Below are 14,756 nucleotides of genomic sequence, written 5' to 3'. Positions count from 1 at the left end.
AGCGGAAATACCGTCGGATCTGACTGGCCGGGGAGCACTCTTTGGAGACGAGCCCCAACAGACGGCATGGACCGTAACGATATCCGCGCGGCCTGGGACGAAGTCGCCGAGACGTACGCTCGCCAGCGTGATCCCGGCGGTTCCGACGCGGCGCTGATCGGAGACTTCCTCGACGAGTTACCGCCCGAGCCGCTCGTCCTCGACGCGGGCTGTGGCGACGGTGCCCGGACGCTGGCGAACCTGCCGGCCGGTAGCCTGGGACTGGACTTCTCCGGGCGTGGGCTCGAACTCGCAGCCCAGACGGTTCCCGAGGCCCGCCTCCTGCAAGGGGACATGACCGCGTTGCCGGTCGCCGACGACGCCGTCGACGGGATCACGGCCTACCACGCGGTCTTTCACGTCCCACGCGACGAACAGCCGACCGTCTACCGGGAGTTCGCTCGGGTACTGGAGCCGGGCGGCAGCGTCCTGATGACGCTGCCCGGTGGCCGCTTCGAGACGGTTCGCCGCGGCTGGATGGGCGGTGAGATGTTCTTCGCCGCGCCGGGTCGCGAACAGACGCTCACACAGCTTCGGGACGCGGGTTTCGACGACCTCCGAACGACGAGTGCAGACGACCCCCTCGGCTCCAGCACCGAGTTCGTCGTGGCGTCGCTGTAGCGAGCCACGTCGACCGCCGTCCGCACCGCTACCCCGGTGCCCGTACCCCGTGGGGGTTCGGATTTAATGTCTCCATACTGTTTAATGAGAAATGGTATCAATCCTCACCTGTTATTTCGACACAGAGTGTGTCACAGATCAGTATGAGTGTCGTCCCACATCGTATCGATCCGCCACAGGCCGGTCCGGAGGTGCGGTGCTGACGGTGCTCGGGACGCTCCTCAGGGGTGTCCTGCGACGGGCGCTCTTGCGTCGGATGGTACGACCGGTCTTCGGGTTCGTGGCCGTCGTCGCGGCGGGCGTCGTGGGCTTCAGGGCGCTCGCTGGCGTCGGCGTCGTCGACGCACTGTTCTGGCTCCTCGATCCGACCAGTATCGAGTTGCACTTCCGGTCCCACGACGGCCCGGTCCGACTGGTCAAAGCGTACGCCATCGTCGTGCTCTCCGGACTCGTGGTGGCGGGACTGTGGATCGGCGAGACGCTGCTGTCGGCGACGTTCGGCGGCCAGATTCAGGAGGAACTTCGACAGATGCAAATCGAACAGACGATCGAGGAACTCGACGACCACGTCGTGGTCTGTGGCTACGGGACCTTCGGACAGACCGTCGCCGCGGGGTTGCAAGAGCGCGACCGCGACGTCGTCGTCGTCGAACAGGCAGACGAACAGTTCGAGCGAGCGATCGACGACGGGCACCTCGCAGTCAGCGGCGACGCCCGACAGGACGAGACGCTGACCGACGCTGGCGTCGAACGGTCCCGGACCGTGATCGGCGCTATCGACGACACGAGCGCGAACGTCCAGATCGCCATCGCCGCGAGTCAGCTCGCGCCCACCGTCGAGCTGGTGGTTCGGGCCGGCAGTCGGATGGACGAAGCGCTGGCCCGTCGTGCGGGTGCCGACGAGGTGATCGTGCCGGAAGTCGTCAGCGGCGAGCAGGTGACGGCGAGGCTGTGACCGATGGGACGCAGTCGCTCGATCGAACAACGAGGGTTTTTCAGCCTACCCGCCCTCGTCGGACGTATGACACGCGTCACGCTGGAGACCTCGAAGGGCGACATCGAACTGGAACTGTACGACGAGCGCGCACCACGTACCGTCGAGAACTTCCTCGGACTGGCCGAGCACGATCCGGCAGCCGACGCCGAGCCGGCACCGGACACGGCGACGTGGGAAGACCCCGAGAGCGGCGAGATCCGCGGCGACTCGCTGTACGAGGGCGTCGAGTTCCACCGCGTCATCGAGGACTTCATGATCCAGACCGGCGATCCGACCGGCACCGGACGGGGCGGCCCCGGCTACCAGTTCGACGACGAGTTCCACGACGAACTGCGCCACGACGAGGCCGGCAAGCTCTCGATGGCCAACAGCGGTCCGGACACGAACGGCTCGCAGTTCTTCATCACGCTCGACGCCCAGCCACACCTCGACGACAAGCACGCCGTCTTCGGCGAGGTCGCGGACGGAATGGACGTCGTCGAGGCGATCGGCAACGCCGACACGGACATGCACGACGGACCGACCACGCCGATCACGATCGACGGCGTCGAGATCCACGACTGATACGGAACGTTGTAGTTGCGTACCGGTGAGCGTCTACCCCGTGGCGACGCTCACCGGGACAGTCCGACAACCGTCCGTATGAGACGAACGGTACGACGCGTCCCGCGAGACCGTCGACAACGCGAGACCAACGGCAACTGTTCGTCTCACGTCGTTCGGCAGCGCGGGCCTGAACGGCGCTAGCGGGTCGCTGTCGCCGGACGCTCGCGGCTATTAACAACGGCTGTAGTATCGTATCCGTGGGTTGAAGTAGGAGGAATCGAGAGTGTTGCCCATGCTCGGGGACAAGCGCGGCTATCAGCTGCTGTATTTCGTCTTCTTCGCCTCCTCGAACGGCTTCGTCGTCTTCCGGAACGCCTACTTCGAGGAGCTCGGACTGACCGGGGGACAGATGGGGCTGTTGGGCGCGCTGCTCGTCGTCGGCGGGATGATCGCCCAGCCGATCTGGGGCGGCGTGGCCGATCGCTTCGCGGCCTCCAAGCCGGTCCTGTTGATCGCGGCCGGCGTGTCGGGCGTGGCCGTTCTCGCCTTCCCGCTGGCCGGGCGCGTCCCCGATCCCTTCCTCTTGCTCGTGCTGGCGACGGCGCTGCTCTCGACGGTGCGGTCACCGATCGTCCCGATCACCAACGCGATGATCCTCTCCCGTGGCGTCGACTACGGACAGGTCCGGGCCTTCGGCTCGATCGCGTTCGGACTGGGGAGTCTCGTCATCGGGTGGCTGCTCTCGCGGTTCGCGACGGAGATCGTCTTCTACATCTACGCGGTCGGGATGGTCGTGCTGATCCTGATCGTCCGCAGCGTGCCCGACGCCGACGCCGACCTGACGCCGGATCTCCGACGGGAGGCCGTCAAGCTCCTGCGCAACCGACGGTTCCTGCTCTTGCTCGGCGTCGCGGTGCTGCTGGGTGGGGCCAGTTCCTCGGGCAGCGCCTACTTCTCGGTGTACGTCCGGGCGATCGGCGCGCCGGACAGCCTCACGGGGACGGCGTGGATGGTCAAGACCGTCGGCGAGGCCGTCATCTTCCTCTCGATGGCCAAGATCGGGCTCGCCAACCGCACGCAGCTCTCGCTCGGTGCCGCCCTCTTTGCCGGCTGTTACCTCGTCTACGCCGCCGTGGGGACGGCGACGGCGATCATGGCGGTCCAGCTGGTGCTGGGCGTCGGGCTGGCGCTGTACAACCTCGCCGTCGTCGAGTTCGCCCACCGCTTCTCGCCCGACGAGCTGACCTCGACGGGACAGGCGGTGCTGTCGGCCTTCGGGATCGGGACCGGGCGCGCGCTGGGACAACTGGGTGCCGGGAACGTGATGGACCTCGTGGGCGTCCAGTCGATGTACTTCGTGCTATCGGCGCTCGCGGCCGCCGCCCTCCTGTTGAGCCTGGGCTTTCACGGGTCGACGCTGCGCCGACTCGGCAACGCTGCCGGCGTCGGACGGTATAGTAACAATTGAAACGATTTACACACCGATCGCACTGCTGTCGTGCGATCGGGTGTGCATTGATTTTCAATGGCTACTATAGCCTCCTGCGGGAAGAGTCGGGCTTAACTGTCCAGCCCGCGTTCGTCCGATATGGCAGACGAAGACGCTCCGGTCGACCCGAGCCAGATGGGCGGGACCGACGCGCCGCCGGTCGAAGACAAACCCTACAAGATCATCTTCGAGGCCAACAAGTGCATCGGCGCGGGCAAGTGCGCCGAGGTCTCGCACAACTGGGACCTGAACCTCGACACCGGGATCGCCGCACCGAAGATGTACTTCGTCGGCGAGGACGAGGTCGACGACGAGATCCGTGCCGCCGAGGTGTGTCCGGCCAAGAAAGACGTGGGCGTCATCCACGTGGTCGACCGCCGGACCGACGAGGAGATCGCTCCCGACCCCGAGGGCGACGGGACGCTGTCGGTCGACTGGTGATCACCGACCGCTCTCGTCCTCCCGGTGTCGGTGGCACTCATACGGTTTATCGTAGTTGCTTACCGGTGATCGTTGCCACGGAGTAGACGATCACCGGTAAATCGCTACAATAATCCGTATCAGCGTGAAACGGAGTGGTCAGTCCCGTGTGGTCGCTCGGCAGTCTCGATCGACGGCTCTCGACCGCCGACGGTCGCGGCCCAGAGACCGAAAGCCCCAACCCATCGGCCGTCGGTAGTCCAGGACGCGCGAGGGTAGCCGAGCCTGGCCAAAGGCGGTGGGCTTAAGACCCGCTCCCGTAGGGGTCCGTGGGTTCGAATCCCATCCCTCGCATTCTCCCGGATCGGGACGCTCCGAGAGCGACCGTTAGAGCCGACAGCGACGGCGGTCGCTCCGACGAACGTCGTCAGGACGCCGTGGACCGGCCCGTCGAGGGGGCCGAACACGACCAGTGCGGCCCGAACGTCGACGACGACACTGCCAGCCAGCACTGTCGGCAGATCGAGGAACCGATACGGGACGACACCGGCGAGTAGCGCCGGACCGAGATGGAAGGGCGCGAGCGCCATCGGTTCGACGGCGTCGTCGCGCTCACTGTGGTGGCGTGGCGACGGGCTTTTGCCCGCAAGCGGCCTACGGACGTGCAATGAGCGACGATTCGCCCGAGAGTGCAGCTAGTGCCTTCGAGAGAAACGGCGCGTTCGAGCCGACCGACGACGGCTATCGCGTGACGACGACTGCCTTCGAGGGTATCGTCGTCGCGGACGACGCGCCGGAGTGGCGCGTCGCCTACACCGTCACCGTCCGGGCTCCGACACTGTCCGCCGCGACCGTCGAGACGGTCGGCGACGCCGTCACAGACGGCTGGTTCGAGACGCTCGAACGCCGCCTCGAAGACGCTCCCAAGGCCACCCGGACGAGCGTCGACCTGGACGAGTTTGGAGTCGAACGCGACGGCGAGACCGTCGTCGTCACCTACGGGTTCGAACTGGGCAACGCCGACACCGCCGCACAGGTCGCCAAGACGTTCGTCGAGTACGTCGAGGGGACGTACGTCGAGGGGGTCGTCCCCGGCTACGAGTACGAGGGTGCGGTCGCCGATCTCGTCGACCAGGCCCAGACCAACGGCGAGGACGGTGCCGGCGGGACGCCTTTGTGACTTCTATCCACGCGAGCGTAGCGAGCGTGGTTCACTCCGAGCGCGCTCGGAGAGCGCGACTCGAACCCGACGAAGTAAAGTTTAGTCTTCATACCGATTATTGTAGCGATTTACCGGTGATCGTCGCCACGGAGTAGACGATCACCGGTAAGCAACTACAATAAACCGTATCAGTCCATCGCGATGTAGGTCTGCGTGTCCTCGACGCCCTCGATCGCCTGGATCTGTTTGGCGGCGATGTCCTTGACCTCGGCGGGCGTCTCGACGACGACCTTCGCGATGAAGTCTACGTCCCCGGCGACGATGTGAGCGGCCGTGACGCCGTCGATGGCTTCGATTTCGCCCTTGAGCCGGTCGGCGTCGCCGGTGTACACCTTGACCATCACGTAGGCGACGACCATCTCAGGCACCTCCCATGGTGGCCGCGCGTCCGGTCTCGCCGACGACGATGCTGCGCACGTCTCCGAGCGCGTCGAAGTCCGCGAGGACGACGAGGTGATCGCCGAGATCGAGGGTCTCGTCCTCGCCGGGCAGGTCCAGGGGCTCGTCGCGCTTGCCGAACGCGAGCAGTCGGGCGTTGGCCGGCAGTTCGAGTTCGCTGATGGAGTAGCCCCGCATCGGCGACTGCTCGGTGATGGTGAACTCCACGAGCTGGAGGTTCTGATCGATGTCGGCGACGGCACGGATGTTCCCGCCCAGCAGGGCGTTCTTCGCGGCGATCGCCCCCAGGCGCTCGGGGTAGATCACTTCGTCCACGTCGCCGGCGTACTTGCGGTAGATCTCCTCGCGGTAGTCCTCGTCGATGCGCATCACGGTCCGGCAGTCAAACTGTTTGGCGATCATACAGGCTACGAAGTTGTCGTTGAGGTCGCCGGTCAGCGCGCCGAGTGCGTCCGCACGGTCGAGATCGGCGTCGTCGAGGATCGTCTCGACCGCACCGTCGCCCTCGATCACGTCGTGTCCCTCTTCGCGGGCACGCGCTACTTTCGTGGGGTCGTTCTCCACGAGAACCACGTCGTGCCCGCCGTCGTCGAGCACGCGAGCGGTCCGGAGTCCGACGCGACCGGCACCCACGATAACGAATCTCATGGTAACGCTTACGAGTCGGTGGTGGATAAAGGTACCCCGTGGTCCTGAGGTAGTGTTCAGATAAGCCGCTGCATTTTCTGAGTTGGAGACACCGAAAGCCCTCGGCCCGCTATAGTAACAATTGAAACAATTTACACACCGATCGCACTGCAGTCGTGCGATCGGATGTGCATTGATTTTCAATGGCTACTATAGCCCGATCTGGGGCGGCACTATTCGACCGGAGAGAGAATATCCGCCACAGATCGGGCTACCGAGCGGCGTCCGCGGCGCTTGCGCCGCGGGCTCGGAAGAGCGTGCTCTTCGGGCGCTCGATCCCTCCCGGGCGACGGTGAGCCCAGCGGAGCGAGGCGAACGTCGGGAGAGCTTGCTCTCCCGGAACAAGCACGCGCACGGAGTGAGCGCGCGCAACGAGCCCCGGAGCGGTCGAGCGACGCGAGGGCGTTCGGTGACCGAATGACGCTACTCTCTCTTATCTGAACACCGTCCAGTCGTTCGCCCGTGGCTTTAGGCCGACGGCGGGCGTCGATCCGACGATGTCGCGGCCACGGGTCTCGCAGCCGGACTCCTGTGCCAGCTCGCGGGGCTGGTCGTGCCGGGCGCGACCCCGGTCGGACGGCTGGCCGTGCTCGCGGGGGCAGTCGGCTACGCCTCCCTGCTCGCGAGCGCGTTCGTCGCCCGCAGACGAGGGCGACGACGCGGCGACGAAAGACGGTCTAGGGCAGTACGTCGTCGAGCAGTTTGGTCTGGGCGGCCGCGAGGTGCTCGGCCAGCGTCGAGACGGAGATGTCGAGCGCCTCGGCGACCTCACCGGCGTTCGCGCCTTTCGGATAGTCGAAATAGCCCATCTCGTGGGCGGTTTCCAGCACTTCGCGCTGTCGATCGGTCAGCTGTCCGCGGTCGACGACGACGGCGTCCCCCAACGTCCCCTCGCCGTGCTGGTGCAGCGAGCGCAGGGCCACGTCGCCGAACGCGTCCCGGAGTTCCTCGACGACTGCACGCACCTGGGCCGCGTCGTCGACGTGGGCCGTGGCGATGACCTGCCCGTCCTCCGCCTGGATGTCGCTGACCGCACAGTCGAACGTCTCGACGGCGTCACAGAAACAGTCCTGGTCGGGATCGCGCCGGAAGCGATAGCGCGCCTCCGACCCGTCCTCGAAGAGCGGTTCGACGGCCTCGCCCACGTCGGTTCCGGCGGGCGCGGAGAACTCTTCGACGACTGCTTCGCCGCCGGTCGAACGCGTGACGTTCGTGACCGACCCGTCGACCCGCTCGGAGGCGTCGGCGACGGGGCAGGCCTCGGGCGAGTCGATCGCCAGCTCGACGCGAAGTCCCTCGGACATGGCAGTTGCTTATCTGGCACACAGTAAAACGGGAAACGCGTGTTCTCAGTCTGTGGGAACGCGCTCCTCGTGGGTCGCGGGGAGCGGACCGTCGTACTCGTCGGGCACGAACGAACACAGCGGATCGCTGCCCATCGGGTCGCCGGTCGCCGCGTACGCCCGCGAACGGCTCCCGCCACAGACCCCGCGGTAGGGGCAGGCACCGCATTTGCCTTCCAGGGCACTGTCGTCACGGAGGCGCTGAAACAGCGCCGACTCTCGATACAGATCGACGACGCTCTGCGAGCGGACGTTGCCGGCCGACTCCGGGAGGAACCCCGAGGGGTACATCTCGCCGGTGTGACTGACGAAGGCAAAGCCCTGGCCCGCGCGGATGCCGGTGCGACGCTGGAGCCCGTCGTTCTCTCCGGCCGCTCCGTCGCGCTCTCGCTCGATGGTCACCCGTCGGTAGTGGGGTGCTTCCGTCGTCTTGAGGCCGAACGGCTCCGACTCGGAGACCTCGTGGAGCCACGCCATCAGTCGCTCGGCCCGGTCGGGGCCGATCTGGGTCAGCACCCGACCCCGACCGACCGGGACGAGGAAGAACACCGACCACATGACCGCACCGAGGTCGGCCACGAGTTCCCGGATCGCCGGCAGCTGGTCGATCGTCTCGGCACACACCGTCGTGTTGATCTGCAAGGGGAGGTCGGTCTCACGGGCGGCCTCGGCGGCCGCGAGCGTCGCCTCGAAGCTCCCGGATTCGCCGCGGAAGGCGTCGTGGGAGTCGGCGTCGCCGCCGTCCAGAGAGAGGGCCATCCGGCGGAGCCCGGCGTCCTGCAGGGCTTCGATGCGCTCCGGGGTCAGCGACTCGGTGCCGCTGGGGGTCAGTGTCATTCCCAGTCCCTGCCGGGTCCCGTACGCGACGAGTTCGGTCACGTCGTCGCGCACGAGCGGGTCGCCCCCCGAGAGCACGACCAGCTGGCCGTCGCCGAAGTCGGCGGCCTGATCGAGCAACCGCTTGCCCTCGACGGTCGTGAGCTCGTCGGGATGGCGCTCGGGCTGGGCGTCGGCCCGGCAGTGCTTGCAGGTCAGCCCACAGGCCTGTGTCAGCTCCCAGATCAGCACCAGCGGCCGTTCCTCGACGTCGACGCCCCTCATTGCACCTGGACGCGGACCACGTGGCCGCCACAGCCACACTGTTCGACGTAGTCGTAGGTCACGTCCCCGCGCGCTTCGAGGGCGTCGTAGAGGTACGTCTCCGGGTGGCCGTGCTCGCCGTGCGTGACGAGGTTGACGTGGTTGCCCGAGGCGGTGTGTTCGATCGCGTCGATCGCCTGGGCCACGACGAGGTCGCGGTCGTCGCCGTGGGCTGGCTGTTCGAGGTTCACCGACCAGGAGTTCTCGTGGACGTGGTCGGTCACGGGCTCGACGTCGTCGTGTGAGACGCTCATACGAACACCTCCGAGCGCCACGACCGACTGTACCGTCCCGAACATGTGAGGGGGATTTTTCAGGGGGCGAGAACCGGACTACGAGAGCTCCGCTTCGAGCCAGTCGAACTGCGCGTTCAACTCGGAGCTGCGCTGGCGCTTGACGACGGTCGCGTCCAGCACCTGGCCGACGATCGGCAGGTCGACAGCCTCGAAGGTGGTCGTCGCCGAGATCGTCGTGCCGTCGTCGGTCGCTTCGAGGTGGTAGGCCGTGTGCATGTCCTCGAAGATCCCCTCTTCCTGTTCGTAGGCGAGCACGGCGTCGTCGTCCTTGACCATGCCGGCGATGAGCTCGACGTCGAACAGCCCCACGCGGTTCTGGATCCGGATGGTCTCGCCCTCCACGCGGACGGCGTCGAACCCGGCGGCGCTCATGAACGACTCGGTCTCTTCGACCAGCGAGCGGACCGCCTCGGGCGCGGCCGGCAAATCCCGCGTCACCGTTACTTCTTGCATGAGTGCTGGCGCGTCGCCCGTCCGCTTAAGGCTTCTGCGGTCGCTGGGCGAGGCCGCTCCCGACAGCGCGGTTCTCTCCCGAAGGGTTTTCGGCGTCGCGGCTGTTACCGAACATGTTCGGGACAGGAGCCGTCGCCCCGGACGAACATATTCGCACACATGCCACGAGCCGAACTGACGCTGACGATTCCAGAGGAGGTGTGGATCGGTTCGCTCTCGCGGTCGTTTCCGGACGCGGAGTTTCGCATCCTGGCGGCGGTCCCCGGCGAGGAGTCGGGCGTCGGGCTCACGGAGATCACCGCCGACGAACTGGTCGCCGTCCTCGGCCAGATGGACGAGCGCGAGGCCGTCACCAGCCTGGAGATTCTCCAGCGCTGGGAGGACACGGCGCTGGTCCAGTTCGAGACCAGCGATCCGCTCCTGTTGGTCCCGGTGCAGGGCTCCGGTATCCCACTGGAGATGCCGTTCAGACTCAGCGACGGCGAGGCCCGCTGGGAGATCACCGCGCCACAGGAGCGACTGTCCGCGCTGGGCCAGCAACTCGAAGAGTTCGGCATTCCGTTCCACGTCGAGCGGGTCAGCCAGCACGTCGAGACCGAGCAGCTGCTCACGGGGAGCCAACTGGAGTTGATCCGGGCCGCCGTCGAGAACGGCTACTACGACACGCCGCGAGACTGTTCGCTGACCGAACTCGCCTCGGCAGTCGGCATCGCCAAGTCGACCTGCAGCGAGACGCTCCACCGCGCCGAGGAGAAGATCGTCAAGGAGTTCGTCGAGGAACTGGGCTGACACCGCTCTGGCCCGAACGCGATCACTCCGTCAGCCCGTCCAGCAGGTACGTCGCCAGCCCCTTGTCCAGCGGGTCGTTGGCGTTGCCACAGTGGGGCGACTGCACGCAGGCCGGGCAGCCGTCGGCACAGTCACAGGACCGCAGCATCGAGAGCGTCGTCGCCAGCAGCCCCTCGACGTCGTCGTAGGCGCTCCGGACGATGCCGACGCCGCCGGGGTGGCCGTCGTACACGAAGATCGTGGGCTCGTCGGTGTGGGGGTGTCGCGGCGTCGAGAGCCCGCCAACGTCGCGGCGGTCACAGAGATACTCGAAGGGGAGCATCGAGATCGCGGCGTGTTCGGCGGCGTGGATGCCGCCGGGGAAGTCGCCGGAATCGTCGGGGGCGGGCGGACGGTCGCGGCCGTCCGCCGTCCCGTCGTCGGTCGCCGGGACCGCCTCGCCAAGCATCGCTCGCTCTAGATCCGCGGGGACGGTGAAATACAGCGCTTTGGTCCTGAGGGTTGTCTCGGGGAGATCGAGGCTGCGCCGCCCGATCACCTCGCCGTTCTGGCCGTCGCAGCGCTCGTAGCCGGTGATCTGCTTGCGCACGGTCACGTCCGCAAAGCGCACGGGCACGTCGGGCCGGGCGTCGAGCGTGTCCGCTCGGAGGTCGGCCTCGACGGTGATCTCCTTCTCGTGGCGCACGCGGGTGAAGTAGTCGGCCCACGTCCGGTCGAGTTCGGCGATGCCGTGATCGAGGTCGAGGTCGGTCACCTCGTAGGTCGTCCCCTGGTGGTGGTAGATCGCGCCGGGGTGTGCGTCTCGCAGCGCGTCGCCGAGGGGTAGCGTCGCGATCGTGTCCTCGCCGTGGCGCAGCTGGATCGACTGGTCGTCGACGGTCCGGAGACTCGTCTCGTGCTGTGGACTGCCCTCGCCGCCGTACACCCAGCGGGTCCCCTCCGCAGTCGTCCGACGCGCGAGGCGGCCGTCCCGCTCCAGGTCGGCCACCAGCGCGGGGAACGTCTCGCCGAAGTACCGGTCGTCGTCGGGTTTCAGCCACGTCTCGCGGGCGGCCGAGCAGGCGTGTGCGGGCAGGTGCTGGTCGTTCTCCGGGTTCGTCACCGCCCGCTCGGGCGGGTGCTCGAACAGCGTGTCGGGGTTGTCGACGACGTACTGGTCGAGCTGGTCCTCCCCGCCGACCAGCACGACGAGGGCTGGATCGCGCCCGCGTCCGGCCCGGCCCGCCTGCTGGAAGGCCTGCATCCGGGTGCCGGGGTAGCCATCGAGCACGACGGCGTCGAGACCGCCCACGTCGACGCCGAGTTCCAGCGCGTTCGTGCTCCAGACGCCACGCAGCGCGCCGGACTTGAGCTCGCGCTCCAGCCGACGGCGACGGTCGTCGGTCAGTGCGGCCTGATAGGCCCCGACGGCGTCCGCGAGGTCGTGGGCTCCCCGGTCCCGTAACTCGTCGGCGCTGTCCGCCGCGTAGCGCTCTGCGGTCTGGCGCGAGCCGGTGAACACCACCGTCTGGAGGCCCCGCTGGACCAGCTCGACGAACAGCCGTCTGGTCTCGACGTGACTGGACTTCCGGCGGCCGCTCCCCCAGCCGTCCCCGCTGTACTCGGGCGGGTTCCACACCAGCCAGTGGCGGGGGCCGCTGGCGCTGGCGTCGTCGTCGACGAGTCGGTACGAGGACGGGGCGGTGCCGGTCACCGTCGCCGCGTGCTCGACGGGGTTGCCGATCGTCGCCGAGCAACAGAGCCACTCCGGATCGGCGTCGAACCGCTCTGCGATGCGCTGGAGGCGTCGAAACACGAGTGCGACGTGGCTGCCGAACACCCCCCGGTAGCTGTGGACCTCGTCGACCACGACGGTGTCGAGTCGCTGGAAGAACCACTTCCAGAGGCGGTGTGCGTGGGGCAGGATGCCGTAGTGGAGCATGTCCGGCGTCGTCAGGAGGACGGTGGGCTGGCGCTCGCGGATCTGCTCTTTCTCGGTCTGGGACTGGCGGCCGGTGTACTGGGCGACCGACACGCCGGAGGCAAAGCCGAGCCGATCCGCCAGCGCCGAGAGCGTCTCCGTCTGGTCGTTGATCAGCGCGACCTGGGGGGCGACGTAGAGTGTGGTCCGGCGATCTTCGAGGGCGCGCTCGAAGGCCGGCACCGTGTAGGCGAGACTCTTCCCGCTCGCCGTCGCGGTCGAAAGCACCACGTTGTCGCCGTCACGGACGGCTCCGACGGCGTCGGCCTGGTGGGCGTAGAGCTGTTCGATGCCGTCCTCGGCCAGCGCGTCGGCCAGTCGGTCGCGTACGTCGAGGTCGGCGACGGTCGCGTCCCGTCCCGGTACCGTCCGCTGGTCGACGATCTGCCCCTCGTAGAAGGGTCGTTCGCGGAGCCACGCGATAGTCTCGTCCACGACGGCTCGGTGGGCCGCCGTCGTCTTCGGGCTGTCGTTTCCCGCCGCCGATCAGTTCCCGAACAGCCGCTGGAGCAGCCCGCGCTCGGTCGCTCGCTCGGCGAGCAACACCGAGCAGTCCACGTCCGACAGCACGTCGAGGTGCAGCGAGTCGCTCCCGATCCGCGAGAGGAGCCCCTCTCTGGTCGCCCCGATGATGATGAGGCCGTGTTCCGGTGCGGCCCGCGCGATGGCACCCTCGACGTCGCCGCTGTCGTCGACGATGCGGTCTGCCGATTCGAGGGCGTTGTGCTTCGCCCACTGGGCGAGAAACTCCTCGTTTTCCGTCCGCCGGCCCGGCCCGTCGGCGACCCGGAGCAGCGAGATCGCCGAACCGACGGTCTGGCCGAGCGCACTGGCGACTTCGCCGCTCAGCACGGAGTGTTCGTTGCCCGCGACCGGGATCAGGATCTCCTCGGGATCGAATCCGCGATCGGCAAGCACCAGGAAGTCCGCCGGGAGCGAACTCGTCAGCTCGTCGAGCGGGCGTTCGGCTCGGCCGGCCTTCCAGAGCGCGTCCTCGTCCCAGCCCATCACGACCGTGTCCGCGCCCTTCCGGTCTGCGAGCTGGAACACCTCCTCGATGGAGCGATGCGAGACGATCGTCGAGGTCTCGGAGTCGACCGCGTAGCTGGACGCGATCTCGCGGACTCGCCCCATCTGTGCGTCGGATTCGGCGACGATCTGGTCGGTCTGGTCGCCGCCGTACCCGCCCGCCAGCCGGTCGGGCAGGCGGACGATGTGGACGAACTCCACGTAGGCCGCCTCCTTGCCGGCAGCGTAGGCACACGCGAGCTCGGCGAGGGTCCCCTCGGTCCGCGGGTTCGAGATCGGGACCAGGATCCGCTCGGAGCCAGCGCCGTGTCCGGCCGCTCGCTCGCTCGTGTCGATCAGGGGCACGTACGACCGCCCCGCGAGACCGCCCAGGATCCACTCCCGCCAGGAGAGCTGTCGGTTAGCACCGTCGAAACGGGCCGACTCCAGGCGCTCCTCGGTCGTCTGGAAGTAGTTGACGACGGTGACCAGCAGGATGCCGCCGACGGTGTTACCGAGCAACACGGGGAGCACGAACTCGACCATCCCGACGACGATCCCGAGATCGCCGACCAGCACCAGATACACCATCTCGGTGAAGGAGACCACGACGTGGTAGAGCCCGCCCAGCGGGATCGCGAGGAAGGCGAGGTAGACGACGGCGATCCGCGAGATCGTGTCCCGAGAGGCGTACTCGACCCAGACGACGCCAGCGACGATCAGCCCGGCGAACGCGGCTTTCACGAACAGTTCGCCCTGGCTCGCCTTGATGCCCTTCTGTGCGATCGAGAACGCCGCGGCCGTCCCGTCGGCCGACAGCACCCCGCCCCAGGCCAGCGCCATCGCGCCGATCGCGCCGCCGGTGAAGTTCCCGGCGAGCACGACGATCCAGTTGCGCAAGAGCGCTGGCACGCTGGCGATACGTTCCAGCGTCAGCGCGACGGGCGGCAGCGTGTTCTCCGTGTACAGCTGGTAGCCGCCGATGATGATGTAGATGAACCCCAGCGGGTACAGGAGCGTGCTCAGGATCGGGTCGCCGCCGGTCGAGGCCGTCAGCGACACCAGCATCAGGAACGTGATCGTGATCGCGAACCCGGCCGCCAGACCGCTGAAGTACAGCTCGCGACTGCCCGACGTGATCTCCTCGTCGGCCGCGGCGACGATGCGCTGGAACACCTCGTCGGTCGAGAACCGGTCGCGAACGACCCGCCCCACTGCCGGAGCCCCACTGCGAGACCGCTCGACGGCCTCTCTCACGCTCTCCTCGGGATCTGGTGGATCCTGCTCGTCCATCGTCGTGATTCTCCGTCGGCCCCGAGGAAAGCGTTTGGTTTCCGGCGTGACGCC

At 67.5% G+C, this 14,756-nt stretch carries 15 protein-coding genes and 1 tRNA gene; 8 read left to right on the top strand and 8 right to left on the bottom strand.

From position 1 onward, the window contains the following. Positions 1-66 precede the first annotated feature (66 nt). From HALKA_RS0109495 to HALKA_RS0109460, 7 genes are all read left to right on the top strand, one after another. Positions 67-660, top strand: a complete 594-nt coding sequence (locus HALKA_RS0109495; RefSeq protein ID WP_018257762.1) for a class I SAM-dependent methyltransferase — start codon at positions 67-69, stop codon at positions 658-660. A gap of 256 nt (positions 661-916) precedes the next feature. Continuing rightward, the gene (locus HALKA_RS0109490; RefSeq protein ID WP_044956676.1) at positions 917-1,615 is read left to right on the top strand and encodes a potassium channel family protein; all 699 of its coding nucleotides are present in this window, start codon (positions 917-919) and stop codon (positions 1,613-1,615) included. A 66-nt stretch (positions 1,616-1,681) separates the two neighbouring features. After that, entirely contained in the window at positions 1,682-2,221 is a 540-nt protein-coding gene (locus HALKA_RS0109485) for a peptidylprolyl isomerase (RefSeq protein WP_018257760.1), read from the top strand. Positions 2,222-2,495: 274 nt separating this feature from the next. Then, positions 2,496-3,671: an MFS transporter gene (locus tag HALKA_RS0109480; RefSeq protein ID WP_018257759.1), complete on the top strand. Its 1,176-nt coding sequence runs from the start codon at positions 2,496-2,498 to the stop codon at positions 3,669-3,671. 120 nt (positions 3,672-3,791) lie between these two features. Further along, positions 3,792-4,133: a ferredoxin gene (locus HALKA_RS0109475; protein ID WP_015762551.1), complete on the top strand. Its 342-nt coding sequence runs from the start codon at positions 3,792-3,794 to the stop codon at positions 4,131-4,133. 248 nt (positions 4,134-4,381) lie between these two features. Further along, positions 4,382-4,466: transfer RNA gene (locus HALKA_RS0109470), tRNA-Leu, on the top strand. A 313-nt stretch (positions 4,467-4,779) separates the two neighbouring features. Continuing rightward, on the top strand, positions 4,780-5,292 hold the full coding sequence (locus HALKA_RS0109460; RefSeq protein ID WP_018257758.1) for a DUF5813 family protein: 513 nt from the start codon (positions 4,780-4,782) through the stop codon (positions 5,290-5,292). A gap of 170 nt (positions 5,293-5,462) precedes the next feature. On the opposite strand, the gene HALKA_RS0109455 is transcribed toward HALKA_RS0109460, so the two are convergent. The 6 genes from HALKA_RS0109455 to HALKA_RS0109430 form a co-directional block, all read right to left on the bottom strand. Beyond that, complete coding sequence (locus tag HALKA_RS0109455) at positions 5,463-5,693, bottom strand: Lrp/AsnC family transcriptional regulator (RefSeq protein WP_018257757.1); 231 nt, start codon at positions 5,691-5,693, stop codon at positions 5,463-5,465. Position 5,694: 1 nt separating this feature from the next. After that, positions 5,695-6,381 carry a potassium channel family protein gene (locus HALKA_RS0109450; protein ID WP_018257756.1) on the bottom strand — a complete coding sequence of 229 codons (687 nt, stop codon included), beginning with the start codon at positions 6,379-6,381 and terminating at the stop codon, positions 5,695-5,697. Between the two features lie 716 nt (positions 6,382-7,097). After that, on the bottom strand, positions 7,098-7,724 hold the full coding sequence (locus tag HALKA_RS0109445; RefSeq protein WP_018257755.1) for a helix-turn-helix domain-containing protein: 627 nt from the start codon (positions 7,722-7,724) through the stop codon (positions 7,098-7,100). A 45-nt stretch (positions 7,725-7,769) separates the two neighbouring features. Continuing rightward, complete coding sequence (locus HALKA_RS0109440; protein WP_018257754.1) at positions 7,770-8,864, bottom strand: radical SAM protein; 1,095 nt, start codon at positions 8,862-8,864, stop codon at positions 7,770-7,772. Next, entirely contained in the window at positions 8,861-9,157 is a 297-nt protein-coding gene (locus HALKA_RS0109435; RefSeq protein ID WP_026190249.1) for a CGCGG family putative rSAM-modified RiPP protein, read from the bottom strand. Before HALKA_RS0109435 ends, HALKA_RS0109440 begins: the two co-directional genes overlap by 4 nt. Positions 9,158-9,235: 78 nt before the next feature. Then, positions 9,236-9,652 carry a hypothetical protein gene (locus HALKA_RS0109430; RefSeq protein WP_018257752.1) on the bottom strand — a complete coding sequence of 139 codons (417 nt, stop codon included), beginning with the start codon at positions 9,650-9,652 and terminating at the stop codon, positions 9,236-9,238. 159 nt (positions 9,653-9,811) lie between these two features. Between HALKA_RS0109430 and HALKA_RS0109425 the strand changes: the two genes are divergently transcribed. After that, a complete protein-coding gene (locus HALKA_RS0109425; RefSeq protein ID WP_018257751.1) occupies positions 9,812-10,441 on the top strand; it encodes a helix-turn-helix domain-containing protein in 630 nt (209 codons plus the stop codon). A gap of 22 nt (positions 10,442-10,463) precedes the next feature. On the opposite strand, the gene HALKA_RS0109420 is transcribed toward HALKA_RS0109425, so the two are convergent. Continuing rightward, positions 10,464-12,836: a DEAD/DEAH box helicase gene (locus HALKA_RS0109420; protein ID WP_018257750.1), complete on the bottom strand. Its 2,373-nt coding sequence runs from the start codon at positions 12,834-12,836 to the stop codon at positions 10,464-10,466. 51 nt (positions 12,837-12,887) lie between these two features. Beyond that, complete coding sequence (locus HALKA_RS0109415; RefSeq protein ID WP_018257749.1) at positions 12,888-14,702, bottom strand: formate/nitrite transporter family protein; 1,815 nt, start codon at positions 14,700-14,702, stop codon at positions 12,888-12,890. Positions 14,703-14,756 lie beyond the last annotated feature (54 nt).

This window comes from Halomicrobium katesii DSM 19301 (genome assembly GCF_000379085.1).
In the GTDB taxonomy this organism is placed as follows: domain Archaea; phylum Halobacteriota; class Halobacteria; order Halobacteriales; family Haloarculaceae; genus Halomicrobium; species Halomicrobium katesii.
Note: the sequence above shows the minus strand (reverse complement) of the source record. Positions and strands in the feature narration are given on the sequence as shown.